This is a genomic window from Kineococcus terrestris (assembly GCF_041020755.1).
GTDB classification, from domain to species: Bacteria; Actinomycetota; Actinomycetes; order Actinomycetales; family Kineococcaceae; genus Kineococcus; species Kineococcus terrestris.
The window spans coordinates 81,188-106,927 of the sequence record NZ_JBEUEI010000010.1; the positions used below are offsets into that span (position 1 = coordinate 81,188).

General features: G+C 76.6%; 18 protein-coding genes. 4 read left to right on the top strand and 14 right to left on the bottom strand.

Annotated features, from left to right (window positions below; genetic code table 11):
- Nucleotides 1-76 precede the first annotated feature (76 nt).
- The 3 genes from AB8M62_RS08225 (at nucleotide 77) to AB8M62_RS08235 (ending at nucleotide 5,037) form a co-directional block, all read left to right on the top strand.
- The gene (locus AB8M62_RS08225; protein WP_369052014.1) at nucleotides 77-1,951 is read left to right on the top strand and encodes an N-acetylmuramoyl-L-alanine amidase; all 1,875 of its coding nucleotides are present in this window, start codon (nucleotides 77-79) and stop codon (nucleotides 1,949-1,951) included.
- The gene (locus AB8M62_RS08230; protein ID WP_369069195.1) at nucleotides 1,951-3,006 is read left to right on the top strand and encodes an LGFP repeat-containing protein; all 1,056 of its coding nucleotides are present in this window, start codon (nucleotides 1,951-1,953) and stop codon (nucleotides 3,004-3,006) included. The genes AB8M62_RS08225 and AB8M62_RS08230 overlap by 1 nt, the downstream gene beginning before the upstream one ends.
- Before the next feature lie 189 nt (nucleotides 3,007-3,195).
- On the top strand, nucleotides 3,196-5,037 hold the full coding sequence (locus AB8M62_RS08235) for a family 43 glycosylhydrolase (protein WP_369069196.1): 1,842 nt from the start codon (nucleotides 3,196-3,198) through the stop codon (nucleotides 5,035-5,037).
- A gap of 161 nt (nucleotides 5,038-5,198) precedes the next feature.
- Here AB8M62_RS08235 and AB8M62_RS08240 read toward each other — a convergent pair whose 3' ends face one another.
- The 14 genes from AB8M62_RS08240 to AB8M62_RS08305 all read right to left on the bottom strand — a co-directional run bounded on the left by AB8M62_RS08240 (nucleotide 5,199) and on the right by AB8M62_RS08305 (nucleotide 24,550).
- Nucleotides 5,199-8,231: an arabinosyltransferase domain-containing protein gene (locus AB8M62_RS08240; RefSeq protein ID WP_369069197.1), complete on the bottom strand. Its 3,033-nt coding sequence runs from the start codon at nucleotides 8,229-8,231 to the stop codon at nucleotides 5,199-5,201.
- Nucleotides 8,228-10,276, bottom strand: a complete 2,049-nt coding sequence (locus AB8M62_RS08245) for an arabinofuranosyltransferase (protein WP_369069198.1) — start codon at nucleotides 10,274-10,276, stop codon at nucleotides 8,228-8,230. The genes AB8M62_RS08240 and AB8M62_RS08245 overlap by 4 nt, the downstream gene beginning before the upstream one ends.
- An 83-nt stretch (nucleotides 10,277-10,359) precedes the next feature.
- Nucleotides 10,360-12,222, bottom strand: coding sequence for a SpoIID/LytB domain-containing protein (locus AB8M62_RS08250; RefSeq protein WP_369069199.1), 1,863 nt, complete (start codon nucleotides 12,220-12,222; stop codon nucleotides 10,360-10,362).
- A 158-nt stretch (nucleotides 12,223-12,380) separates the two neighbouring features.
- Entirely contained in the window at nucleotides 12,381-13,544 is a 1,164-nt protein-coding gene (locus tag AB8M62_RS08255) for a glycosyltransferase family 87 protein (protein ID WP_369069200.1), read from the bottom strand.
- Complete coding sequence (locus AB8M62_RS08260; protein WP_369052007.1) at nucleotides 13,541-13,972, bottom strand: GtrA family protein; 432 nt, start codon at nucleotides 13,970-13,972, stop codon at nucleotides 13,541-13,543. Before AB8M62_RS08260 ends, AB8M62_RS08255 begins: the two co-directional genes overlap by 4 nt.
- Complete coding sequence (locus tag AB8M62_RS08265; RefSeq protein ID WP_369052006.1) at nucleotides 13,969-14,838, bottom strand: decaprenyl-phosphate phosphoribosyltransferase; 870 nt, start codon at nucleotides 14,836-14,838, stop codon at nucleotides 13,969-13,971. The genes AB8M62_RS08260 and AB8M62_RS08265 overlap by 4 nt, the downstream gene beginning before the upstream one ends.
- Complete coding sequence (locus tag AB8M62_RS08270) at nucleotides 14,835-15,392, bottom strand: phosphatase PAP2 family protein (protein WP_369052005.1); 558 nt, start codon at nucleotides 15,390-15,392, stop codon at nucleotides 14,835-14,837. The genes AB8M62_RS08265 and AB8M62_RS08270 overlap by 4 nt, the downstream gene beginning before the upstream one ends.
- A gap of 8 nt (nucleotides 15,393-15,400) precedes the next feature.
- Nucleotides 15,401-16,147 carry an ABC transporter ATP-binding protein gene (locus AB8M62_RS08275; RefSeq protein WP_369052004.1) on the bottom strand — a complete coding sequence of 249 codons (747 nt, stop codon included), beginning with the start codon at nucleotides 16,145-16,147 and terminating at the stop codon, nucleotides 15,401-15,403.
- A 4-nt stretch (nucleotides 16,148-16,151) separates the two neighbouring features.
- Nucleotides 16,152-17,039 (bottom strand): ABC transporter permease, encoded by an 888-nt coding sequence (locus tag AB8M62_RS08280; protein WP_369052003.1) that lies wholly within the window; start codon nucleotides 17,037-17,039, stop codon nucleotides 16,152-16,154.
- Between the two features lie 5 nt (nucleotides 17,040-17,044).
- Nucleotides 17,045-19,075 (bottom strand): glycosyltransferase, encoded by a 2,031-nt coding sequence (locus AB8M62_RS08285; protein ID WP_369069201.1) that lies wholly within the window; start codon nucleotides 19,073-19,075, stop codon nucleotides 17,045-17,047.
- On the bottom strand, nucleotides 19,072-20,313 hold the full coding sequence (gene glf / locus AB8M62_RS08290; RefSeq protein ID WP_369052001.1) for a UDP-galactopyranose mutase: 1,242 nt from the start codon (nucleotides 20,311-20,313) through the stop codon (nucleotides 19,072-19,074). Before glf ends, AB8M62_RS08285 begins: the two co-directional genes overlap by 4 nt.
- 8 nt (nucleotides 20,314-20,321) lie before the next feature.
- Nucleotides 20,322-21,350: a glycosyltransferase gene (locus AB8M62_RS08295; RefSeq protein WP_369052000.1), complete on the bottom strand. Its 1,029-nt coding sequence runs from the start codon at nucleotides 21,348-21,350 to the stop codon at nucleotides 20,322-20,324.
- A 54-nt stretch (nucleotides 21,351-21,404) separates the two neighbouring features.
- A complete protein-coding gene (locus tag AB8M62_RS08300) occupies nucleotides 21,405-23,369 on the bottom strand; it encodes a DUF6541 family protein (protein ID WP_369069202.1) in 1,965 nt (654 codons plus the stop codon).
- Entirely contained in the window at nucleotides 23,366-24,550 is a 1,185-nt protein-coding gene (locus AB8M62_RS08305; RefSeq protein ID WP_369069203.1) for a glycosyltransferase family 4 protein, read from the bottom strand. The genes AB8M62_RS08300 and AB8M62_RS08305 overlap by 4 nt, the downstream gene beginning before the upstream one ends.
- A 50-nt stretch (nucleotides 24,551-24,600) precedes the next feature.
- Between AB8M62_RS08305 and AB8M62_RS08310 the strand changes: the two genes are divergently transcribed.
- Nucleotides 24,601-25,689: a glycosyltransferase gene (locus AB8M62_RS08310; RefSeq protein WP_369069205.1), complete on the top strand. Its 1,089-nt coding sequence runs from the start codon at nucleotides 24,601-24,603 to the stop codon at nucleotides 25,687-25,689.
- Nucleotides 25,690-25,740 lie beyond the last annotated feature (51 nt).

Consider the following 25,740-nt stretch of genomic DNA (forward strand, 5'->3'; position numbering starts at 1 on the left):
ACCTACGACAGTTCACCCGTGTGGGTGGCACCGGACCGAGACGGAGCGAGCTCGCATGCCCCTGCAGGACACCCGTGTGTCGAGGCGCGCCACCCTCACCGGCGGCGCCGGCGCGGTCGCCGCGCTCGGCCTCGCGACCGCGACCCCCGCCGGTGCCGCGGTCCCGGCCCCCGCCGCCTCCGCCCTGTCCGCCGGGCCCCTGGCCGTCGGCGGCTCCACCCGCTCCGTCACCCTGGGCGCCCCGCGCGGCGCGGCCCGCCCGCTGTCCTCCGGCGGCGGCCTCGAGGTCGTCGCCGTCAGCGTCGACGGCGGCAGCATGGTCGGCGTCGTCTTCCCCGGCGGCACCAGCGCCACCTCGGTGGCCGTGCGCGTGCGCCGCGCCGGCGGGGAGCCCTCCGCCTGGAGCGACCTGCCGCTGAACGACTCCGAGCCCGACCCCGGCACCGCCGACGCCCACGAGCACACCACCGGCTCCGACCCCCTGTGGGTCGGCGAGCTCGGCCCCGGCGCCACCGTCGAGGTCCAGCTGCCCGCCGGCGAGGTCGGCCGCGCCCGCCTCGAGGTCGTCGACCCCGGCGCCGCGCGCACCACCACGCTGCTCGCCGCCCCCGCCGGGCTCGCCCCCGCCACCCCCCTGGGCACCGCCGGCGCCACCGTCGTCCCCCTGGGCACCGCCACCACGAGCACCACGACGCTGGCCGCGGCCGCGCCGACGATCCGCTCGCGCGCCGAGTGGGGCGCCGACGAGTCGCTGCGCAAGGGCAGCCCCGGCTACTCGCCCACGATCAAGGCGTGCGTCGTGCACCACACCGCCGACGGCGGCTCCTACAGCCAGTCCCAGGTCCCCGCCGTGATCCGCGGCATGTACCGGTACCACACCGTCAGCCTCGGCTGGAGCGACCTCGGCTACAACTTCGTCGTCGACCGCTTCGGCGGCATCTGGGAGGGCCGCGCCGGCGGGACCACCCGCCCCGTCGTCGGCGCCCACGCCGGCGGCTTCAACGCCGAGACCTTCGGCGTCTCGATGATGGGCGACTTCACCTCCGTCGCCCCGCCCGCGGCGATGCTGGAGTCCGTCGCCCGCGTCATCGCCTGGAAGCTCGCCCTGCACGGCCTGCCGGCCGTCGGCTCGACCCGGCTGCGCTCCGCCGGCGGCGGCACCGCCCGCTACAAGGCCGGCACCGAGGTCACCCTGCGCATCGTCAACGCGCACCGCGACGTCGGGTTCACCGCCTGCCCGGGCAACGTCGGGTTCACGAAGATGGACCAGATCCGCTCCCGCGTCGCCCAGCTCATGGGCGGGGCCACCACGGCCGCCACCGCCATCTCCGCCAAGTACGCCGCCATCGGCGGCGCCGCCGCCATCGGCGCCCCCACCAGCGCCGAGGGGCCCGCCCGCTCGGGCGGCACCTACCGCCACTACCAGGTCGGCTCGATCTACCACAGCACCGCCACCGACGCCCACGTCGTCAAGGGCGACATCCGCGAGAAGTGGAAGGCCCTCGGCTGGGAGGGCGGGTTCCTCGGGTTCCCGCTCACCGACGAGACCCCGCTGCCCGGCGGGGCCTTCAACCACTTCGAGGGCGGGTCGGTCTACTGGTCCCCGCGCACCGGCGCGCGCGCCGTCCGCGGCCTCATCCGCGACAAGTGGGCCTCCCTCGGCTGGGAGACCGGGTTCCTCGGCTACCCCGTCACCGACGAGGTGCCCCTGCCCGGCGGCGCGTTCACCGCCTTCGAGGGCGGCTCGGTCTACTGGAGCCCCCGCACCGGCGCCCACGTCGTCAAGGGCGCCGTCCGCGACGCCTGGGGCGCCCGCGGCTGGGAGGCCGGCCGGCTCGGCTACCCCACCAGCGACGAGTTCGCCGTCGACGGCGGGCTGCGCGTCACCTTCGAGCGCGGCTCGATCACCTGGAACCGGCGCACCGGCGCCGTCACCGTGCGGGAGAGCTGATGCCGCTGCGCCGCCGCGCCACCCTCGGGACCGCCGCCGCGGCGGCGCTGGCCGCCCTCGCGCTGGCCGCGCCCACCGCCGCCTCCGCCGCGCCGCCCGCGCTGCCGCGGCACCTGCCCAGCGGCGTCGACAGCCTCGCCCGCTACGAGGCCGCCACCACGTGCGGTCCCGTGCAGCCGGGCACGAGGGCGCTGAAGAAGCTGATCCTCGACACCTACGGCAAGCAGGTCGTCGGCGACGCCCGCGCCTGCCCCGCCGACGGGCGCGTGAACTCCGAGCACCACGACGGCCGGGCGCTGGACTGGATGCTCGACGCGCGCGACCCCGCGCAGAGGGCGCTGGCCGAGGAGTTCCTCACCTGGCTGCTCGGCGAGGGCGCGAACGGCGGCTCCGCCGTCAACGCCCGCCGCCTCGGCGTCATGTACGTCATCTGGGACGGGCGCATCTGGGGCTCCTACCGGGCCGACGAGGGCTGGAAGCCGTACACCGGCCCCAACCCGCACACCGACCACGTCCACATCTCCCTCAGCCACCGCGGCGCCGCCGCCGAGACCTCCTGGTGGACGGGCGAGACGAACCCCGTCGAGGGCAAGTACGCCGCCCTGGGCCGCGAGCGCTCCGCCCTCGGCGCGCCCGTGTCCGCGATCGGCGACTGGCGCTCGGCGCGGCGCAAGGACTACCAGCACGGCTCGATCGTGTGGTCGGCCCGCACCCAGGCGCGCGCCGTGCAGGGCGCCATCGCGCAGGCGTACTTCTCCGGCGACCGCGCGCGGGTCCTCGGGCTGCCCGTCACCGACGAGCAGGTCGCCCCCGGCTGGACCGGGCGCTTCAGCCACTTCGAGAACGGCTCGGTGTACTGGAGCGAGCGCACCGGCGCGCACCTGGTCAAGGGCGCGATCCGCGGCGCGTGGGCCGCGCAGGGCTGGGAGACCGGGCGCCTCGGCTACCCGACGTCCGACGAGCACGAGGTGCCCGGCGGCCGGCGCAACGACTTCACCGGCGGCAGCGTCACGTGGGAGCGCGCCACCGGGAAGGTCGTCGTCTCCTGGCGCTGACCCGGCGCTGACCCGGCGCTGACCTGGCGCTGACCTGGCGCTGACCCCGGGCTGAGCGGCACCTCACACGCGGGGACCCCCGTGACGGGTGCCGATCACCGGGGCCGCTGGGGCAGGATGCGCTCAAGCCCGGGCAGGTTCCTGCCGATGTCCCTGGCGAGCCCCTCGCCACCCTCACCGGAGGACCCGTTGCGCCCGTCCCGCCTGCGCCGCCTCGCGACCGGTGCCGTCGCCGCCGTCGCCGCCGCGCTGACCGCCTGCACGGTCGCGCCCGCCCCCGCCGCCGAGGCGGCCGAACCCACCTGGTTCCAGCCCGGCGCCACCTGGACCGGCGACTTCGGCGACCCGACCGTCGTCCTCGTCGGGGACACCTACCACGCCTACGCCTCGCCCGTCGGCGGGCGCGTCCTGCCCGTCCTGACGAGCAAGGACCTCAAGACCTGGACCGTGCGCGACCGCTACTCGAACGACGGCCCGCCCGGGCGCGGCGGGTACTCGGTGGCGAACGACCAGAAGATCCCCGCCGAGATCCGCGCCAACACCGCGCTGGGCGACTGGGGCCGGTACGACACCAACGACGCCCTCGTGCGCCGCGCCTCCTGGGGCCTGCACCACCAGCAGGGCCCGTGGATCGACCGCGACTACTGGGCGCCGGGCGTCTTCAACATCGGCTCCACCTGGTTCGCGTACTCGCCCGTGCGCGTGTCCCCCACCCGCTTCTGCCTGACCGTCGCCTCCGGGCCGTCCCCGTCCGGGCCGTTCCGCGACATCAGCGGCGACCGGCCGATCCAGTGCGAGGACGTCAACCGCGACCCGGGCGGTTCCATCGACCCGCAGCCGTACCGCGACCCGGCCACCGGCAAGAACTACCTGCTGTGGAAGTCCTCCGGCAAGGTCGCCTCCCACCCGTCCTCGATCAAGGCGACGGAGCTGGCCGACAACGGGTTCCCGAAGCCCGGCGCGCCCGTCGTCACGCTGCTGGAGACCGAGCGCGGGTCGCTGTGGGAGGGCGACACCATCGAGAACCCGTCGATGGTGACGTTCCGCGGCACCACCTACCTGTTTTACTCCGGCAACCTGTCCGACCCGCTGGACGACCAGGGCCACAGCAACTACGCCTCCGGGTACGCCGTCTGCCCGGCCGGTCCCCTGGCCCCCTGCCAGCGCCTGCAGCGCACCCCGCTCGTCGCCTCCGCCGGCAGCGCGCAGGGTCCCGGCGGTTCCTCCGGGTTCGTCGACAAGCAGGGCGAGCTGCGCATGGCGTACGCCACGTTCCGCCTCGGCGAGAACGTCGGCGGGCCCGTCCCGCACCCGCGGCGCATGTCGATCGTCAAGCTCGTGCAGGACCCGGACAAGCGCCTGCGCGTGGAGGGCGTGGCCGCGACCACGTCCTCGGACATCACGCTGAAGTGGAGCGCGCTGGGCGGGGCCCGCGGGTCGCTGGGCGCCCCCACGTCGGCGGTCCTGCCGACGCCGGCCAAGCCCGGTTTCTACCAGCACTTCCAGGGCGGGTCGGTCTACACCTCGGCCGTCACCGGCGCGCACGTGGTCACCGGCCGCATCCGCGACCGCTGGGCGGCGTGGGGCTGGGAGAACTCCGCCCTCGGGTTCCCCGTGAACGACGAGACCGCGATCCGCGGCGGGGCGTTCAACCACTTCCAGGGCGGCTCGATCTACTGGTCGCCGGCCACCGACGCCCACGTGGTCCGCGGGCTCATCCGTGACAAGTGGGGCTCGACCGGCTGGGAGAACGGGTGGCTGGGCTACCCCGTGAGCGACGAGGTCGTCCTGCCGAAGGGGGCGTTCACCCACTTCCAGGGCGGGTCGGTGTACTTCTCCCCCACCGCGGGCACGCACACCGTCCGCGGGGCGATCCGCGGCGCGTGGGCGGCGCAGGGCTGGGAGGCCGGGCGGCTCGGGTACCCGACCTCCGACGAGGTGTCGCTGTCCGGCGGCGCCAAGCGCACGACGTTCCAGGGCGGTTCCATCACCTGGACCCCCGGCGCCGGCGCGAAGGTCAGCTACCGCTGACCCTCCCGGCCCACCGCACCCCGCCGTGATCCCGCAGGGAAACCCGCGAGATCACGGCGGGGTTCGTCGTCCCCGCCCCCGGAGACCGCCCCCCTCCCGCCGTGATCGTGCATGGGTGAGAGCTCACACGTCCATGATCACGGCGGAGGGGGCGGGGTGGGTCAGCCCTCCGGCCGGTCGATGAACTCCTGGGGGCTGGGGCCCGGCCCGGCGCCCTCCCACCAGCGCCAGCCGGGGACCGTCCGCTCCCCCGGCGCCACGTCGTAGCCGCCGGTCGGCAGGTCGTACGTCACCTCGACGAGGTCGCCCCACTCCCGGTACGGGGCGCCGGGCAGGAACCCGCGGTACGGGGTCAGGGTCACCACCTCCGGCAGCGTGGCGTAGGAACCGCCGCCGTCGATGACCGCCAGCATCGGCGTGCCCTCGAACGTCGCGCTGCGCACGAGCCAGCCCACGGGCTCGACCAGGCCGCCCGCCACGCGCGGCGGCTGCTGGCACGGCAGGTGCAGCCCGATCGGCCAGTCCACGAGGACGCCCGCGTCGGCGGGCAGCACGTCGGCGAGGACCTGCCCGGTGCGCCGGTAGACGTCCGTGACGGCCGCGGGCTCCCCCTCCCCGTCCGGCGCGGTGACGACGACGCGGACCGCGACGGCCCCGGCCGGGGCGTCGGCGACCGGCCCGAACCCGACCCGCCGCCACCCGTCCCCGCCGGGCACGACGGCCGGCACGGGCAGCGACCGGCCGGCCTCGTCGGCGAACTCCACCGTCACCGACGGCTGGCCGTGCACGTCGAGGGCGAGGGCCTCGTCGGCCGCGCGCTCGCCGAGCGCCCGCCACGGCGTGACGGCCGCGGCCCCCGGCTCCCCGGCGGCCCACGCGTCCGCACCTGCGGGCACGGTGTCCGGCAGCGGGTCCAGCCCGTCCCCGCCCGGGCTCGCGGGTGCCGCGGCCGTCCCGGGAGCGGCGCCCGGGACGTCGACGGGCGCGAGCGCGGTCTGCCCCGTCAGCGCGACGGCTGCGTCGGCGAACCCGCAGGAGGACCCGCGCAGGGAGTCCACGGCGTCCGCGGCCACCGACCACGACCCGCGCAGGCGGTGGGTGGCCGCGGCCACGCTGAGGACCTGCAGCGCCAGCGACCCGGCGAGGACGGCGGCCACGGCCGCGACGACGACCTCCGGCCAGGCGTCGCGCTCCCCCGCGCGCACGCGCCGCCGGCGCCACCACCACACGGCCAGGCCCGCCGCGGCGGACAGCCCCGCCCACAGCAGCGGGGAGGACAGCCGCTCCGGCAGCGCCGGGTCGGTGCCGTAGGCGGAGTACTCCACCTGCGCGTCGGGCCCGTGGAAGGCGACGCCCGCGGCCGCGCAGACGAACGCCCACAGCGCCAGCAGCGGCCAGCGGGCGGGCCGCCGGCGCACGAGGACGACGGCCGCGGTCACCGTCAGCAGGGTCGCCGCGCCGGCCAGCGCCCCGAAGTGGTGCGACCACTTCGTCGGCGCGATCGTCAGGACGGCGAACCCGGCGACGGTGACGGCCACGGGCACCACCCACGCGGTGCGGGGGCCGGAGGCGCGGCGCGCGCGCAGCAGCGCCGTGGTCACCCCCACGAGCAGGACGAGGGTGAGCAGGACGACGACCTGGCGCGAGTACAGCCGCTGGTTGGGGTCCGGACCGATGGTCAGGTACCAGTACCGCTCGGCCTCCTCCCACCACGACTGGTTGGGGCCGACCTCGTCGTGCACGCGCAGCGCGGTCAGCGCGGCCGCGAGGGTGGCGTCGGCGAAGACGACGGGCGAGGCGACGCTCGCCGCGGCCAGCAGCAGCGCCGAGGTGGCCGCGGCGCCCAGCCGCGACTCCCGCACGACCGGCCACCAGCGCGGCGCCAGGACGAGCGCGGTCGCGGTGGCCAGCAGCCCGGAGGCCGTGACGGCCACCGCCGTGCCGCACAGCAGCGCGGCCACCCCGAGCAGCCAGGCGCGCCGGCGCTCGACGGCCTCCAGCACGAGGGCCAGGACGGCGGTGGACAGCAGGACGACGAGGCTCTCGGGGCGGGCGCTGACGTCGAAGGGCAGCCACCAGGCCAGCAGGACGACCGCGGTCAGCGGCCACGTCCACGCCGGGGGGTCCTGCACGACGCGCGGCAGGACGACGCGGGTCAGCAGCAGCCAGGTGCCGATCCCGCACAGGGCCGCGGGCAGCCTCACCGCCCACGGCTGGACGGTGACCTGCGCGACGAGGCCGAGCAGCTCCTGCTGCAGCGTGAAGGGGATCTCCGGGACGTTGAAGTAGCGCACGACGTTGCCGACGTAGCCGGTCGCGGGGGCCGCGCGCCCCTCGAGCACGTAGTAGAAGTCGTCGGTGTGCAGGGGCCCGGCGCCCGCCCAGACGAGCAGGACGAGACCGACGGCGGCGTCGTGGACCGCGCGCAGCGGCCGCGCCCGCACCCGGGTCCGCGGGGCGGCGGCCTCCCCGCCGGGCGGGGCGCGACGCCGGCGCGGGGCGGGCCCGGCCAGCAGCACCAGCACGACCAGCGAGGCCGCGGCCAGCAGCACGTGCGCGAGGACGACGGCGCTCTTCAGCGCGGTGGGCCGCGTCTCGAACCGCGCGTCGGGCGAGGCGGTGACGGCCGGGCCCGCCCCGCCGGCGAGGTCGCCGGCGGCGAGGTCGGTGGTGAAGGCGGTCACCTCGGGCACGGGCAGGCCCGGTTCGTCGGCCAGCGGGCCGCCCGCGCTGACGCGGGTGCCGTCCTGGTCGGCGACGACCTCCAGCGCGCAGCCGGCGGGCAGCTGCGCCAGCGGGACGGTGACCAGCGGCGCGCCGGAGGAGCGCACCCGCAGCTCGCCGTCGCCGACGGTGACCGCCAGCGAGCGCTCCTCGCCGCGGGCCGAGTCGTCGGGGGCGGTGGCCAGCCCCGTGGCGCGCTCGCCGGCGGCGGTGCGGGCGTCGAGGGCCGTCAGCGCCGCGCACGGCACCTGCGCGCGCACGTCGACCGGCCGGTACGGCATGAAGAGCGCGACGGTGGACGCCTCGGCGGTGCCCTGCTGCCCGGCCTGCGGCCAGGTGACGGTGGGGGTGCTGGCCACGACGGGCGCCAGCGGCACGGCGAGGGACAGCAGGCAGGTCAGGGCGCCCAGGAGCAGCGCGAGGAGGGCGCCCGGCCGCTGCGGGCGGCCGGGCGTGCGGGCGGGGCTCACCGGCGCGCGACGACGGCGAACGGCCCCGCCTCGCGCACCTCGAAGGCGGGGTCGTCGAACAGCGCGGGGTCGAAGACCGCCCGCTCCCAGGCGACGTTGGGCTCGGCGGGGAAGGTGTCGCGGGCCAGGTCGACCGACCAGCCGTCCTCGCCGGTGCGCAGCACGAACACGTCGGGCGCCTCGAAGGGGGCGGCGTCCAGGCGCTGCAGCAGCTCGGCCGGACTGGTCGAGGCCGCCCAGGCCAGGACCTGCTCGCGGCGGCCGTCGTAGTCGGCCAGCGGGTTGGCGTAGTGCGGCGTCACCTGCTGGAACCCGCGCCAGGGCCGGAAGGAGAACAGCTCGTACTTGGCGGACAGCACGACGAGCTGGTCGGGGCTCGCCCCGACCACGTCGGCGCCGAGCTCGTCGACGGCCGCGAGGACCTCGTCGTTCCAGGCGTCCTCGCGCTCGGGGTCGCTCTCGCCGAGGGCGTTGGAGCCCTCCGGCGTGTAGTCGCGGTAGGCGGTGGTGATCGGCGAGGACAGCGCCTGCGGGGTGCTCTGCAGCGGCACGACGAGGACGGCGGCGCCGCCGAGGACGAGCAGGGCCTGCGCCTCGCGGCGGCGCGCGGCCAGGGCGGGCAGGGCCGGCAGGGCGGTGGTGCGCAGCCACCGCCACAGCGCGGCCCCGCCCATCACCCCGGCGACGGCGGTGGTGGCGACGAGGACGGCCTCCATCCGGAAGCCCAGCAGGGTGGTGCGGGCGGCCAGCGCGGCCGTGGACAGCAGGTACCAGGCGTAGGCGAGGACGACGACGCCCAGCAGCGGGCGGGCGGTGTCGGCGTCGGGGCCGGGCCGGCGCACCGACCACACGAGCCACAGGCACCCCAGCAGCAGCAGCGCCCCCCACGGGGTGGGGTTCAGCATGGGCGTCGGCAGCTGCGCGGAGATCAGCGGCAGGAAGTGCTGAGCGGCGGCGCGGCCCCCGCCGCCGGTGACGACGGCCACGACGTACGGCGCCCACACCAGCAGGGCCAGCACCGCGGACACGAGGGCCGCCACGACGAGGGCGGCCACGCGCCCGCGCAGCGCCGCGGGCCCCTGCCCCGCCCGCCAGGCGGCCGCGGAGCGCACCGCGCACGCCAGCGCGACCAGCAGCGCCGCGAACCCCGCGTACAGGGTGTACGTCATGGCGCCCAGGCCGAGGACGACGCCGACGGCGACCGCGGCGGCCAGCCGCCGGCGGGGGGCGACGTCGCCGAACCCGCGCCAGGCGACGACGGCGGCCACGGGCACGAACGCGGCCAGGCACCAGGAGTACGGCTCGTCGACGAACGGGCCGGCCTGCGCCGGGTAGACGCCCGCGGCGGCGGTGGCCAGCCCGGCGAGCACGCCGCGGCGCGGGCCGGTCAGCCGCGACCACGCCACCAGCGCCAGGCACGGCACGACGGCGGCCGTGGCGATCCCGGCGGTCTGGAACGCCTCCCAGGCGGGGGTGCCGGTCAGGGCGGCGTAGCGGCCGGCCAGCCAGAACCACCCCGAGGGGTAGAAGGAGGGCAGGTCGGCGTAGTTCATGTCCGCCAGCCGCCAGTCGTCGGCGAGGCGGCCGAGGAACTGGGTGCGGAAGAGCTGGTCGACGCTGTTGCCGCCCAGGTAGTAGCGGGTGCCGGCCAGCGGCACCGCCAGCAGCGCGGTGGACAGCGCCGAGACGGCGACGACGGCGACGGCCTCCGTCCCCGCCCACCAGCGGCTGCGCACGCCCACGAGCAGGGCCGCACCGACGACGAGGACGACGGCCGCGGTCATCAGCGCGGTCCCGGCGTAGGTGGGGTCGGCGTCGAAGGACGTCAGCTGCGCCAGGCCGGTGCGCCGGACCGCGGCGTGCACGGCGAGGCTGACGGCCAGCGAGACGACCCCGGCCAGCGCGAGGGCGGCGGTGAGCCGGGCGAACCCGCCGCGGACGACGGCGTCGCGGCCCGGCGCGGGCACCGGGCGGGCGCCGCCGCGCGCGCTGTCGGGAGGGCCGCCGGGCTCGACGCGGTCGGCGGGACGGTCGAGCTGGCTCACGGGGCGCCAGCGTATGGCAGCCCCGCGCACCCGCCGTCACCCGACGCGCGGCCCCGCTGACACCCGCCGAGCCCCGCCGGAGCTCAGCGGAAGCTGACGACGGCTCCCCCGGCCGGGGTCCAGGTGATCGACCCGCCCTGGAAGTCGGTGCGCTTGGCGCCGGGGGTGCCGGCGACGTCGTACTCGCTGGAGACGGGGTAGCCCAGGCGGCCGACCTCCCAGCCCAGCCGGCCCCACTCGCCCCGGATCGCGCCGCGCACGGCGTGCGCGCCGGTGGCCGGCGACCAGTACACGGCGCCGCCCCGGAACTCCTCCCACGCCCCGCCGGGCAGCCGCCACTCGTCGGAGACGGGGTAGCCGAGCCAGCCGTCCTGGGCGCCGAGGGCGCTCCAGCGGTCCCTGATCGCCCCGCGCACCTCGTGGGCGCCGGTGGCCGGCGACCACAGGACCGACCCGCCGGCGAACTGCTGCCCCGCACCGCCGCGCAGCGGGGCCTCGGCGCTCGTCGGGAAGCCGAGCGGGCCGCTCTCCCAGCCCAGCCGGCCCCACGCGTCGCGGATCTCCCCGCGCACGGGGTGGGCGCCGGTGCGCGGGGACCAGTAGACCGACCCGCGCTCGAAGAGCTGGTACGAGCCCTCCACCTGCGGCAGCCCCCACACGGGCGAGGTGGGCCGGCCCAGGACGCCGGCGTCGCCGCCGAGGCCGCGCCAGCGGGCGTCGACCTGCTCGCGCCCACCGGGTACGAACGTCCACAGGCTGGAGCGCAGCGCGCCGGAGAAGCGGGCGACGGAGGCGCCGGACAGCGTGCGGTCGCCGCTGGTGCAGCGCAGCAGCAGCTCCGTGATCCGCCCGCCCCACGGGCCCTGGCCGTCGCGGCGGGTGACGCTCAGGCTGCGCACCTGCCCGCCGGCGGGGCACTGGCGGGCGACGGTCGCCACGGGCAGCTGCGCGGTCCAGCCGGCGACGGTGTCCTGCGGGACCTTCCCGGCCGGCGAGCTCCAGGGGTCCTCCCCGGCGCGCAGGTAGGGGCGGCTGCCGGTGGCCGACCAGCCGCCGTTGCTGGAGGAGAACTGGGTGAACGCCGGGGCCCCTTGGAACTCCCTGATCTCCCCGGCGGTGGCGCGCACGGCCGCGGTCGTGGTGGCCGGCTGCAGCTCGGTGACGGCGCCGGCGGCCGTGCGGGTCTGCACGCCCAGGTAGACCTGGCAGGCCTCGGTGTCGCAGATGTCGAAGGGCGAGCCGGCCGGGCGCAGGGTGGACAGGGCGTAGCTGCGGGCCGCGACGGCCTGCGCCTTGAGGGCCTCGGGCGCGAACCAGCCGGGCGACTCGCGGGGCACGACGCCCAGCAGGTAGTCCTCCAGCGGCAGCGTGTTGACCGGCGTGATCGTGCTGGTCAGCGGGAAGGAGACGCTGCCGCTGTAGCGGTTGCCCGAGCCGTCGACCCGCTGCACCCACACACCGCTCGCGCCGGTGACGACGGGCACGCTCGTCCAGCGCTCGGTCCACACCTCGCGCCAGCCCTCGGCGAAGGCCGTCAGCCGCAGGGCGCCGGCGTCCCACGTCACGCGCAGCCGCTGCCCCTGGGGCACCTCGCGGGCGCCGACGCGCAGCGGGGAGGCGGTGCGGGTCTCCAGGAACACCTCGGGACCGGCGAAGCGGGACAGCTGCACGCGCACGTCGCGGTTCGCCCGGGTGCCCACGGTGGTGCCGGGGTAGTAGTCGGCGAGGATGCGCCGGAAGTCCTGCCCGGCGACGGCGCGCGACTGCGCCCCCCACTGCGACATCCCGTACCCGTGGCCGTAGCCGCGGCCCTCGACGGTCCAGGAGCCGGACACGGGGGCGGGCAGGGTCTCGGCGGCCTGCGCGGCGGGGACGGTCAGCAGCGTCCCGAGCAGGGACAGGGCGCCGGCACCGACGGCGGCGGGGAGCAGTCGCGGGAGTCTCACCAACACAGCGTCATCACCCACTTACGCACCGTCAAGGCGGTCACGTCACTCGAGACCCAGCCGTGACAGATCACGACCGTCCCCGCTCCACGCCCCCCTCCTCGGCGCCCCCGGCTCCCGCCGTGATCACGCAAGGGTGAGCGCGCACCCGTCCGTGATCACGGCGGCGGAGGGGTGGTGGCGCGGTGCAGGGTCAGGGCCAGCAGGAGGAGCAGCGACAGCGGGCGGGTCTGCGCCAGCAGGGCACCGGCGGCGCCGCCGAGGGCGTCGGCCTGCTGGAGCACCGGCAGCAGCCACGGCATGCCCGCCAGTCCCGCAAGCAGCGGCCGGTGCCGGGCCAGCGCCAGCGCGGACAGCGGCGCGGCCAGCGCGTGGTGCGTCCACGTCACGGGGCTGGCCAGGCACGTCAGCAGGCTCACCGCGAGCCCCAGGTGCAGCGCCCGCTCCCCCGCCCAGGCCGCCGCCGGTGGGCGCTGCGCGCGGACGACGAGGACGACGAGGACCACGACGAGGACGGCGGACAGCGCGGCGCCCAGCGCGGTGGCGGCGCCGTCGCCCAGGCCCGCGCTGGCGAAGGCCCCCGCCAGGGAGTTGTTGCTGATCGTGTCCGGCGCCGCGACGCGCGAGGAGTCCCACAGCGCCCCCAGCAGGTAGGAGCGCAGCGCCGACGGCGAGGCGGCCACCCCCACCGCGGTCAGCGCCACCCCCGCCGCGACGGTCCAGCCGGCGAAGCGCCGCCAGCCGCGCGCCGCGCCCAGCAGGACCACCAGGGCGGGGGTCACCTTCACCGCGCCGGCCATCCCGGCCAGCAGCGCCCCGGCGCGCGGGCGGCCGCGCCCGGCGATGACGACGCCGGCGACGAGGGCGAGGACGACCAGCGGGCTGATCTGCCCCAGGACCAGCGACTCGCGGAAGGGGTCGGAGACGACGACGAGCGCCAGCGCCGCCGGGCGCCACCGCGCGTCCAGCCCCGCCAGCCGCAGCAGCCACCCGCCGCCCGCGAGCAGCGCGACGACGAGGACGAGGTCCCAGACGAGCAGCGCCACCCCCGGCGGCAGCAGGAGCAGCGGCACCATCAGCAGCGCCGCCAGCGGCGGGTAGACGAAGGAGTGCCCGCGCTCGGTGCGCCGCTCGTACAGGTCGGCGCCGGCCAGCAGGTCGCGCGCGCCGTCGCGGTAGACGGCCAGGTCGTAGCCGGGCTGCCACCACTGCGTCGTGACCCCGGTGGCCAGGACGACACCGGACCAGGCCAGCGCGAGCACCAGCGGCAGCCACCGCAGCCACCGCAGCCACGGGGCCCGCGGCGCCCGCGCCGGGCTCACGACCGGTCGGGGAAGACGAGCGAGCGGAAGGTGAAGAAGCGGAAGACCGTCGCCAGGGCCATGCCGACGACGTTGGAGGAGATGTTATCCGCCAGCGGCGAGGTGAAGCCCATGAGGTGGTGCGAGACCCACAGGCAGCCGACCTGGATGAAGGCGGCCACCACGCTGAGGAACAGGAACATCGCGTACTCGCGGACGGGGTTGGCGGTGCGCCGGTCGCGCCACGTGTAGTACCGCGAGCCGAGGAAGGCCACGAGGATCGCGACGGCGCTGGAGACGACCTTCGACCACACCGACGGCACGTCGAGGACGAGCAGCAGCAGGTTGAAGACGGCGACGTCGACGAGGTAGGCGAGCCCGCCGGTGACGAGGAAGCGGAAGACCTCCTGCACGCGGTGGTGGCGGGCCATGGCCGCGAAGGCGCTCACGCGTACACCGCCAGCAGGAGCACGACGACCCAGGAGGCGGCCAGCCCCAGCAGCACGCGGTCGTGCAGCGCGAGCTCCTCCGGCTCCTCCGCCTGCCCGCGGTCCACGTCCACGCCGTAGCGCAGGACGGCCAGCACGAACGGCACGACCGACACCCACGACCACGGCTGCGCCTCCTCGGCCAGGACGCTGAACGCCCACAGCGAGTAGGCGGTGACGAGCACGGTGGCCGACAGCGTCCACACGAAGCGCAGGTACGTCTGCGTGTACTTCTGCACGACCTTGCGCACGGCCCGGCCGGTCGCCTCGCCCTGGCGGGCCTCGGCGTAGCGCTTGCCGGCGGCCATGAACAGGGAGCCGAACGCCGTGGTGAGCAGGAACCACTCGGACAGCTCGATGCCCGCGGCGACCCCGCCGGCCAGCGCCCGCAGCAGGAAGCCGGAGGCCACGCTGGCCAGCTCCACGACCGGCTCGTGCTTCATGCCGAAGCAGTAGACGAGCTGGATGGCGGCGTAGACGGCCATGACGACGGCGAGCGCGGGCTCCCACAGGGCCGAGCCGCCGATGCCCACGACGAACAGGACGGCGGCGGTGGCGTACGCCGCGCCCGGGGACACCGCGCCGGAGGCGATGGGCCGGAACCGCTTCTTCGGGTGGGCGCGGTCGGCCTCGACGTCCTTGGCGTCGTTGACGAGGTAGACGGCGCTGGCCACGACGCAGAACGCGGCGAAGGCGACGGCCGCGCCGAGGAACGCCTGGGCGTCCAGCTGGGCCGCGCCCGCCGGCAGCAGCGGCGCGACGACGAGGACGTTCTTGACCCACTGGCGCGGGCGGGCGGTGCGGACCAGCCCGGTGACGGCGTTCACCGCCACCGCCGCAGGACCCGCGGGGCCAGGGCGGCGACCCCGGCGCCCAGCGCGCTGCCGGCCGCGACGTCGCTGGGGTAGTGCACGCCGACGACGATGCGCGACAGGGCCATCGCGGGCACCAGCGGCGCGAGGCGCCCGCGCCCGACGAGGCGGCCGAAGGCGACGGCGGCGGCCGTGGTGGAGGTGGCGTGCGAGCTGGGCAGGCTCCAGCGGCTGGGGGTGCCCGCGTGCACGGTGACGTCCGGGTGCGAGGGGCGCAGCCGGCGGGTGAACCGCTTGAGGACGACGCTGGCGCCGTGGGCGGCGACGACGGCGGCCGTGGCCTCCACCCACTCGCGGCGGCGCGGCCGGTCGGCCAGCGCGCCCACCGCGCCGGCGGCGATCCACACGGCGGCGTGCTCGCCGGCGTGGCTCATCAGCTGGGCGGTGCGCACCACGGCGGGCGCGGACAGCCGCCGCTGCACGGCGATCATGAAGCGCAGCTCGGCGGTCGTGGGGGTCGGGTCCTGCGGCAGCTCGGTGGTCGTGCCGGGCGCGGGGGCGGTCGTCATGGGGTCCTTCATCGCAGGCGGTCGACGGCGGAGGTGATGTCCTCGTCGGCGACGACCCGGCCGCGCTCGAGGACGACACCGCGGTCGCACAGCCCCTCGACCATGTTCAGGTCGTGGCTGACGATGACCAGGGTGCGGCCCTCGGCGCGCAGCTCGCGGATGCGCCCCAGGCACTTCTGCTGGAAGGGCGCGTCGCCGACGGCGAGGATCTCGTCGATGAGGAAGATCTCCGGGTCCGTGTGCACGGCGACGGCGAACGCCAGCCGCAGGAACATGCCGGAGGAGTAGAACTTGACCTCGGTGTCGATGAACCGCTCGATCTCGCTGAACGCGACGATCTGGTCGAAGCGGCGCCCGATGGTCGCCTCGTCCATCCCGAGGATGGCGCCGTTGAGGTAGACGTTCTCCCGGCCGGTGAGGTCGGGGTGGAAGCCGGCGCCGACCTCGATGAGCCCGGCGATGCGCCCGCGCACCAGGACGCGGCCGGTGTCGGGGCTCATGACGCCGGAGATGAGCTTGAGCAGGGTCGACTTGCCCGAGCCGTTGAGCCCGAGCAGCGCCACGGCCTCCCCCTCGGCGACGGTGAGGTCGACGCCGTCGAGGGCGGAGAAGGTGTTGCCGAGGTCCTTGCCGCGGAAGGCGGAGATCGCCAGCTGCTTCAGGCTGCGGTCGTGGCGCAGGTGGAACTGCTTGCTGACGCCCTCGACGCGGATGGTGGTGCGCGTGCCGGCGCTGGTGCCCGCTGGGGTGCTCACGGCCTCACAGCTCCTGCGCGAAGCGGCCCTCGAGCCGCCGGAAGGTCAGCTGGCCCGCGACCAGCACGAGGACGGCCAGGCCGAACGCGGACAGCGCGAACCAGAGCAGGTCCGGCGGCACCAGCGCCGGGTCGCCGTCGGTGGAGCCGAACCAGAAGGCGTGGTGGAACAGCTCCACGGCGCTGGTGACGGGATTGAGCTGGTAGACGAACCACAGCCACTCCGGCAGCTGCGCCTGCACGAGGTTCCACGTGTACAGGACCGGCGAGGTCCAGGTGACGACCAGCAGCATGAGGTCGACGATGTTCTCGAAGTCGCGGAACAGGACGTTGATCGAGCCGAAGAACAGGCCCAGCCCCACCGCCAGCAGCGCCACCGTGACGAAGCCGAGGACACCGGCCAGCAGCTGCACGGGCGTGGGCCGCCACCCGGCGACGAGCGTGCCGGCCAGCAGCACCACCAGCTGCGGGACGAAGTGCACCCCGGCCACCCACGCGCTGGAGACGGGGAACAGCTCGCGCGGCAGGTAGATCTTCTTCACCAGCGGCGCGTTGGCGACCACCGCGCGGGTGGCGTTGCCGAACGTCTCGGAGAAGAAGTTGATGACGACGATGCCGGAGAACAGGTAGACGGCGTAGTTCTGCACCACGTCGCGCTGCTGCAGGAAGACGCCGAGGGCGAAGTAGAAGACCGCGAACTGCACGGCGGGCTTGACGTAGCTCCACAGCAGCCCCAGGAACGAGCCCTGGTAGCGCACGCGCAGCTCCTTGCGGACCAGGAGCTTGAGCAGGTAGCGGCGCTCGAAGACGTCGAGGAGGCCGCGACCCCGGCCGGGGACGACGAAGCCGTCCGCCGCGCCGGCGTCGCCGCCCGCGGGACGGGCCGCGGTCACGCCGCTCAGCGCTCCTCTCCGTACCGCGTCACCGACGTCGTGTGCGCGTCGAAGACGGTGTCCCAGCCCTGCGGGGAGGTGACCTCGGGCAGCGCCTCGCGGTAGGCGCGCGCCAGCTCGTCCCAGCGCCGCCACAGCTGCTGGTGGGCGTCGGCGCTGCGGCGCAGCAGGTCGCGGAAGCGGCGCGGGTCGCGCCGGTACCAGGAGGCGCCGGTGCCGTCGGCCGTGGAGACGACCGCGGAGTCGTAGTGGGCCAGGCGCCACCAGCTGGAGTCCATCGCGGCGACCTGGCGCTCGGGGCGCTCCAGCGCCTCGGGGGCGGGCGCCGACAGGTGGCGGGCCACCTGCCGCACCGTCCACGGCACGAGGACCGCGCGGTGCGGGGCGGTGGGCTCCTTGCCCTTGCGCGGCGGCTTGCGCAGCCGCGGGGTCGGGAAGGCGTCCACGTCGGTGGAGGTCCCCGCGTCGGGGTACTCCTTGCGGGCCGCGCGGACCTCCGCGGTGCGCGTGGGCAGCGCCCGCAGCAGGTGCTCGGGGCCCTCCAGCACGTCGTGCAGGGCCATCAGGCGCAGCGCCTCGGTGGAGTACTGCATCGAGATGAGGTGCTTGACGTCCGTGAAGACGCTCTCGCGGAAGATGGCGCCGCCGTGCCCGTACGGGGAGTGCAGCAGGGCGGCCACGAGCCGGTTGCGCTCGTGGAAGTACGCCTGCCAGTCGGTGCCGTCGTCCTTGTCGATCCACGACACGTGCCACACGGCCGCACCGGGCAGGCTGACGGTGGAGTAGCCGGCCTCGGCGGCGCGCAGGCCGTACTCGGCGTCGTCCCACTTGATGAAGACGGGCAGCGACAGGCCGACCTCGCGGACCACCTCGGTGGGGATGAGGCACATCCACCAGCCGTTGTAGTCCACGTCGACGCGCTTGTGCATCCACGGCGTCGAGCGCAGGTTGCGCGCGGCCAGGTCGTGGCGCTCCTTGACCCCGGTGACCGAGCCCCAGAAGAAGCGGTACTTGTCGACGCGCTCGCCCAGGGAGTGCAGGACGGAGCGGTCGAACATGTCGAACATGTGCCCGCCGACGATCGTGGGCCGCCGGCACGCCTGCGCGAACTGCAGCGCCCGCAGCACGCCCTCGGGCTCGACGACGATGTCGTCGTCCAGCAGCAGGACGTAGTCGGAGCGGCCCTCGCGCAGCACCTCGCGCATCCCGCGCGAGAAGCCGCCCGAGCCGCCCAGGTTGCCCTGGCGGACGATGCGCAGCTGCGCGCCGAGGTCGGCGGCGACCTCCGCGAAGCCCTTCTCCTCCTCGACCAGCTGCGTGCCCTGGTCCATGACGAGGACCTCGTCCAGCACGGCGCGCACCTCGCCGGCCGCCGCCAGGGAGCGCAGCAGCGCCAGGCAGTAGTCGGGGCGGTTGAAGGTGGTGATCGCGATGGACAGCGTCGAGGACGGCGCGTGCTCCTCGCCGTCGACCTGCCAGTGCGCCGAGACCAGGCGGGTCTCCTCCGCGCCGGCGGCCAGGTCGAACCACAGCCAGCCGCCGTCGCCGAAGGCGGCCAGCGACATGTCGAGGGTGAAGGGCTCACCGCCGGTGACGGTGCGCGAGGCCACGCGCTGGCGCAGGCCGCGCGCGTTGGACTTGTAGACCGTCACGGTGCCGGGGGCGGCCAGCTCCACGCTCAGGCGCACCGCGGTGGCGGTGGTCCAGCGCCGCCAGTAGCTGGCGGGGAAGGCGTTGAAGTAGGTGCCGAAGGACACCCGCGAGCCGGCGTCCACGACGAGGCCGCGGCGGCCGCGCACGTTCTCGCTGCGCCCCTCCTGGTGCACCGCGAACGAGGGCTCGGCGCCGGTCGCCGCGCTGGCCGGCAGGTCGTCCAGGGACTCCCCCGCCCGCCCGGCGGTCTCGGCGCCGGTGACGACGGCCGCGGAGTGGTCCACGTACAGCGGCATGTCGTCCGCGTCGACGTCCACGGGCATGACGACCCGGTGGACCGTGCGCCAGGTCGCGCCCGGCAGTTCCGTCACGACGGTGCTCACCGCTGCGACCCCCCGTCGGTGTCGTCGCCGGCGACGCCGCCGCTGACCAGCGGGGCGCGGTCGCGGAAGTGCGGGGCCAGCTTGTTGTCGACCATCGACAGCGCGGCGCCGATGGCCATGTGCATGTCGAGGTACTTGTAGGTGCCCAGGCGCCCGCCGAACAGCACGCCGCGCTCGCCGCGCGCCAGGTCGCGGTAGGCCAGCAGGCGCTGCCGGTCGGCGGGGGTGTTCACCGGGTAGTACGGCTCGTCGCCGCGGGCGGCGAAGCGGGAGAACTCCTTCATCACCACGGTGGCGTCGCGCGGGTAGTCGCGCTCGGGGTGGAAGTGCCGGAACTCGTGGATCCGGGTGTAGGGCACGTCCTCGTCGGCGTAGTTCATGACCGGGGTGCCCTGGAAGTCGCCCACGTCGAGGACCTCCTGCTCGAAGTCGAGCGTGCGCCAGGTCAGCTCGCCCTCGGCGCGGTCGAAGTACTCGTCGACCGGGCCGGTGTAGACGACCGGCACCTGGCCCACGACGGCGTCCTTGGACAGCGCGCCGTCGCGCAGGAAGTCCGTCTCGAGCCGCACCTCGATGTTCTCGTGGTCGGCCATCCGCTCCAGCCAGGCGGTGTACCCGTCGACGGGCAGGCCCTCGTGGGTGTCGTTGAAGTAGCGGTTGTCGTACGTCCAGCGCACCGGCAGGCGGGTGACCGTCTCCCCGGGCAGCTCGCGCGGGTCGGTCTGCCACTGCTTGGCGGTGTAGCCGCGGAAGAACGCCTCGTACAGGGGGCGCCCGATCAGCGAGATCGCCTTGTCCTCGAAGTTGTCCGCGGACGCGGTGTCGATCTCCCCGGCCTGCTCGGCCACGAGCGCGCGCGCCTCGGCGGGCGACAGCGCCTTGCGGAAGTACTGGTTGATCGTCGCCAGGCTCACCGGCATCGGGTACACCTCACCGCGGTAGTTCGTGTAGACGCGGTGGACGTAGTTCGTGAACCTGGTGAAGCGGTTGCAGTACTCCCACACCCGCTCGTTGGAGGTGTGGAACAGGTGCGCGCCGTAGCGGTGCACCTCGATGCCCGTGCGCGGCTCGGGCGAGGAGTAGGCGTTGCCGCCGATGTGGTCGCGGCGGTCCAGGACCAGGACCTTCAGGCCCAGCTGCTCGGCGCACTGCCGCGCGACGGTGAGGCCGAAGAAGCCCGAGCCGACGACGACGAGGTCGGCCGAGGCGGTGCTCGCGGGCGCGCTGTTCGTAGGCATGGTGCCCGTCAGCGTAGCCGCCCGGACGGCTGCGCCGGAGCAGGCGCGAGCGGCGGCATGGTCGTGAAGGAGCGGTCGCGGGCGATGCGCCGGCCGTCGCGCAGGCCCCGCCACAGGTTGCTCGTGCCGCGCGCCGTGCGCTCGACCACCACCAGGCGCACCAGCTCCTTGGCGATCGTCAGCAGCGTGCCCAGCGCGAAGCGCACCGGCTTCAGGGCGCCGTGCGCGCGGTAGTAGTGCCGCATGATCCCGCGGTTGCGCAGGATGTAGTACCGGTAGCGGTCGGAGCTGGCGTTGAGGTGGCGCACGCCCATGTCCCACTGCCGGATCTCCCGGGTGCGGCGCAGCGCGAACTCGTCGACGATCACCGAGCGGGTCACCCGCGAGGCCAGCCAGCCGTAGACGGCGTCGTCCCAGTAGATGAAGAAGCGCGGGTCCGGCAGGCCGATCCGCGCGACGACGTCGCGGTGCACGAGCATCCCCTCGAAGCAGCCGGAGTTCATGTCCCGGAAGCCGGAGGCGTCGAAGCCGGCGGGCGCGAAGGGGATGGGGATCCCCAGCGCCGTGGACTGGCGGTACTGCCAGTAGAACTCGCTGCCGTCGAAGTCGTAGCGGCGCGGCTGCACGCTGCGGAAGCGCTCCGCCCACCGGCCCAGGCGGCCCAGGGCGTCCGGGACCACCTCGACGTCGTCGTCCATCAGCCACAGCCAGGTGGCGCCCAGCTCCCACGCCACGCGCACGCCCTCGGAGAAGCCGCCCGCCCCGCCCGTGTTGACCGGCGAGCGGTGCACCACCAGCCCGCCGGGCAGGGCGTCGGCGAAGCGGGCCGCGTAGGAGTCCAGCACCGCGGGGGTGTCGTCGGTGGAGGCGTTGTCCACCACGACCACGCGCCCGGGCGGCGGGTCCATCACCAGCAGCGAGTCCAGCAGCCGCGACAGCAGCGCGCTGCGGTCGTAGGTGACGACGACGACGGTCGCGCTCGAGGGGTCGAACGGCTCGGTCACCGGGGGCGCGGGCGGCTGCGGCTGCTTCGTCATGACCCGCCGGAGCCTAGCCGCCCGCGGGCGGCCGGCGGCGGACCTCCACCGGGGTCAGCGGCACGCCGTGATCCGGTACAGCGTCACCCCGCCGCCCTCGGCCACGGGCTCGAAGCCCGGCCGGCCCCGGAAGGCGCGGAAGGCCGTGTACCCGGCGGGCGCCAGCAGCGGCGGGTCCCACAGCTCGCCGGCGTCCAGCACCCAGCGCACGCCGCGGCGCTCCAGCGCCGGGCACACCGCCGGGTCGACGCCGGCGTCCTGCAGGTGGTCGGCCAGGAACGCCCAGTCCTGCGGCTGGTTCCCCCGGAAGTGCGGGTACAGCACCGGCACCCCCGACAGGGCGTAGGCGGAGCTGCTGCCGTCCCACGGCGTGCCGGCGACCACGTCGCCCGGCGGCACCCAGCGGCGCAGGTCCTCCAGGAAGCGCTGCTCGGCCTCGTCGACCAGCGACAGCGGCGGCGACTCGGCCGCGCGCGCGTTGGTCAGGCCCAGCTGGTCGCCGTTGCCGCGCACCTGCGGCACGGCCGCCGCCAGCACCGCCGCGGCCAGCGCGCCCGCGGCCAGCCGCCCCGCGACCGGGCGGCGGGCGGCGCGCGCCGCCGCGCCCGCGAGGGCCCGCGCCCCGAGCACCGCCAGCGGCACCCCCGTCAGCGGGACGGCGGCGGCCAGGCGGAAGCGGTCGTTGTACCAGAAGCCCGTCAGCTGCTGGCTGAGCGGAGCGTCGACGGCGGCGGCCAGGACGTCGAGGGCCACGAGCAGGACGTGCGCGGCCACCAGCCAGCGCCAGCCGGTGCGCCGGGCGGCCACCACCAGGCCCACCGCGACGAGGACGGCGGCCGCGGCGCTGCCGCCCGCCCCGGCCGGGGACAGGCTCAGCGACTCCCACAGCGCCCGCGGCACCGACCGCGTCGCCGGCCAGTCCGCGGAGCGCACCGACGCCGTGCGCGGCCACAGCACCGCCAGCCCGGCGCCGGCCGCCGCGGCGCCCAGGAGCGCCAGCGCGGCCACGGCCCGCTGGGCCTGCGTCGCGCGCCACGGGAGCAGCGCCTGCGGCAGGGCGCTGACGAGCAGCAGCAGCGCGAGCAGCGGCAGCAGGAGCAGCAGCGCGCCGGGGTGCACCAGCGCGCACCCGCCCGCGCCGGCGACGGCGGCCAGCGCCGCGCGCGCGCGGTCGCCGGCGCCCACCGGGCCGGTTCCGGCCGCCAGCGCGGCCAGCCCCAGGACCGCGGCGGCCAGGGTGGTGCCCAGCGCCTGCGGCCACAGCACGCCCCAACGGTCCACGAGCCAGGGCAGGGCGACGAAGGCCTGGCTGAGGACGGCGCCGGAGGCCACGAGCAGCGGGCGGGCGCCCACGACCGCGCGCACCAGCAGCGCGCAGCCGAGCGGCCAGACGACCCCCGCGACCACCCAGACGACGACGTTGGCGGCCACGACGGGCGAGGGCCCGAGGGTGGACACCAGCGCGGTGACGGCGTGCCAGCCGCTGGGGTAGAAGCCGCCGCCCTGGGGCGCGGTCAGCCGCGCCACCGACCACGGGGAGGCGTCGCCGGTGTCCAGGACCCACCGGACGGCGTTGAGGTGGAAGGTCGCGTCGAACGTCTGGGAGACGACGTCGGGCCGGCCCAGCCCGCGCTGCACCGACAGGTGCGCCAGGACGGCGGCCACCGCCGCGCCGGCCGCGGCGGCCAGCGCGGTGCGCTCCTCCCGCGGCTGCCCCGGCCGGTCCGCGGGAGCCCGTCCGCCCGGGCCGCGGCGGGTGGCGGCGGTGACGAGCAGGCCCGCCGTCCCGGCGGCCACGGCGGCCGCCGCCGTCCCGGCGGCCGCGGCCAGCGGCCCGAACGGCAGGCCGCCGAGGGAGGCGGCGACGCCCGTGCCGGCGAGGACGGTGACGGTCAGCAGCGGCGCCGCGCCCAGCAGGGCCGTGCCGCGCAGGCGCAGGGCGGCGCCCACGAGCAGCCCGGGCAGCAGCAGGACGACGACGCCGAGCAGCTGCGGCGACGCGGCCTGCCACCACGTCACGCGCCGCTCCGGCGCCCGCGCGCACCGGTCGCGGCGGCCAGCACGACGTCGGCGGCGCGGTCGGCGGCCGCGGCCAGCGAGCCGTGCCGCAGCGCCCACTGCCGCAGCCGGGCCCGCGCGGCGGCGTCCGGGCGCTGCCAGGAGCGCAGCGCGGCGGCCACGGCGGCCGGGTCGTGCGCGCACACCGCGCCCAGGTCGCCCGCCAGCACGGCCTCGCGCCCGGCGCCGGCGCCGGCGAAGAGCACCGGCGTCCCGCAGGCCGCGGCGGCGGCCACCTTGGTGGGCGCCATGAGGTCGTAGCCGCTGCCGGGCACGAGGGAGGCCAGCGCCACGTCGGCGCCCGCCAGCAGCTCCGCGGCCCGCCGGGCCGGCACCTGCCCGGGCAGCCGCACGGCGTCCGGCGCCAGGCGCGCGGCCAGCTCGCGCAGGCGGGCGGCGTCGACCCCGGCGCCGACCATCGTCAGGCGCACGTCGACGCCCTCGGCGCGCAGCAGCGCCACGGCGCGGACGAACACCTCCGCCCGCTGCCACTCCGACATCGTCCCGCTGTAGACGGCGACCAGGCCGGGCCCGGCGCCCGGCGTCCCGGCGGCGGGCGCGAACACGTCGGTGTCCACGCCGTTGCCCACGACGTGCACCCGCGCGGCGTCCACGCCCGCCCGGCGCACCTCCTCGGCCATCCCGGCGGTGACGGCCAGCACGGCCGCGGCACCGCGCAGGGCCGTCCCCTCCGCGACGCGCAGCGCGTGCAGCACGGGAGCGGGCGCGCCGGCGGCGGCGGCGCCCAGGGACCACACGTCGGGCACGTAGGAGACGTAGGGCACCCCGCGCAGGGCGGCGGCGGCGCGCACGGACAGGCCCGTCGTGGGCGGCGGCTCGTGCACGACGACGTCGGGGCGGCGGCCGCGCAGCTGCCGCGCCAGCGCGGGCACGTCGAAGCTGAGGTAGGGCAGGTAGCCGCGCACCGCGCCGTCGCCGTCGCGCAGCACCGGCGCGCGCAGCACCCGCACGCCCGGGTCGGCGGGCTCGTCGCCGGGCGGGTCCGCGGGCGGGCGGGCGGTGAGGACCTCCACCCCGGCGCCGCGGGCGGTCAGCGCCCGGGCCAGCGCCCGCAGGCGGAAGGGGGCGGCCCCCACGTCGGGCGGGTAGGTCCGCGTGACGATCCGGACCAGGGGGGGCACGCTGCGGCACCCTAGCCCGCGCGGCGGGGGCCGGCTGGGAGGCTGGGCGGGTGCGCGTCACGCTCGTCACCGCCTGGTACCCGCACGCGGCGGACCCGGTGGAGGGGGTGTTCGTGGCCCGGCACGCGGCCGCGCTGGGCCTGGACCACGACGTGCGGGTGCTGCACCTGTCCTCCCGGCCGGTCCCGGCGCACGACCCGGCGCTCGACCCGGCGCGGGACCCGCGCGTGCGCCACGTCCACCTCGACCGGCGCTCCCCCGCGTCGCTGGCGCGCGCGCAGCGGGAGGTGCGCGCGGCGCTGCGCGGCGCGGACGTCCTGCACACGCAGGTCTTCCCGACCCTGCTGGCGCTGCTGCCGCTGCGCCCGCGGCCGGCGGTGCCCTGGGTGCACACCGAGCACTGGTCGGGGGTGTCCGACCCCGCCTCGGCCGGGCCGGTGTGGCGGCGGCTGGCCGGGCTGCGCCGGGCGCTGGACCGCCCGGACGCCGTCGTGGCCGTCAGCGGCTACCTCGCCGACGCCGTGCGGCCCTTCCGCCGGGACGGGCGCGTCGCCGTGGTCGGCAACGTCGTGCCCGCCCCGCCGCTCGTGCCGCCGGCACCGGAGCCCGGGCCGGTGCTGCGGCTGCTCGCGGTGGGCAACCTGCGCCCGGTCAAGGACCCGCTGCTGGCGGTCGAGGTCGTCGCCGAGCTGGTCCGCCGCGGCCGGGACGCGCGGCTGCGCTGGGTGGGCGGCGGGCCGCTGGAGGCGGCCGTGCGCGAGCGCGCCGCCGCCCTCGGGGTCACCGGGCGGGTGGAGCTGCTGGGCCGGCGCGCGCCGGAGGAGTTCGCCGGCGAGTGGGCCGCCTGCGACGTGTTCCTGCTGCCCAGCCGGCACGAGACGTTCGGCGTCGCGGGCGCGGAGGCCCTGGCGCACGGGCGCCCGGCGGTGCTGGGCGCGCGCGGCGGGGCCGCCGACCTCGCCGGGCCGGGCGCCCACCTGGTGGCCTCGCGCGCGGTCGCGGACTGGGCCGACGCGGTCCAGGCCGCGGCGGCGCACCCGCCCGACCCGGCGCTGGTCGCGGCGCGGGTGCGGGCGCGCTCCTCCCCCGCCGCCGTGGCCGCCGGGTTCGCCGCCGTCCACCGCGACCTGGGGCTCTGAGCGGCCCCACCGGCGCGAGCCCGTCGGCGCGGGCCCGTCGGCGCGGGCCCG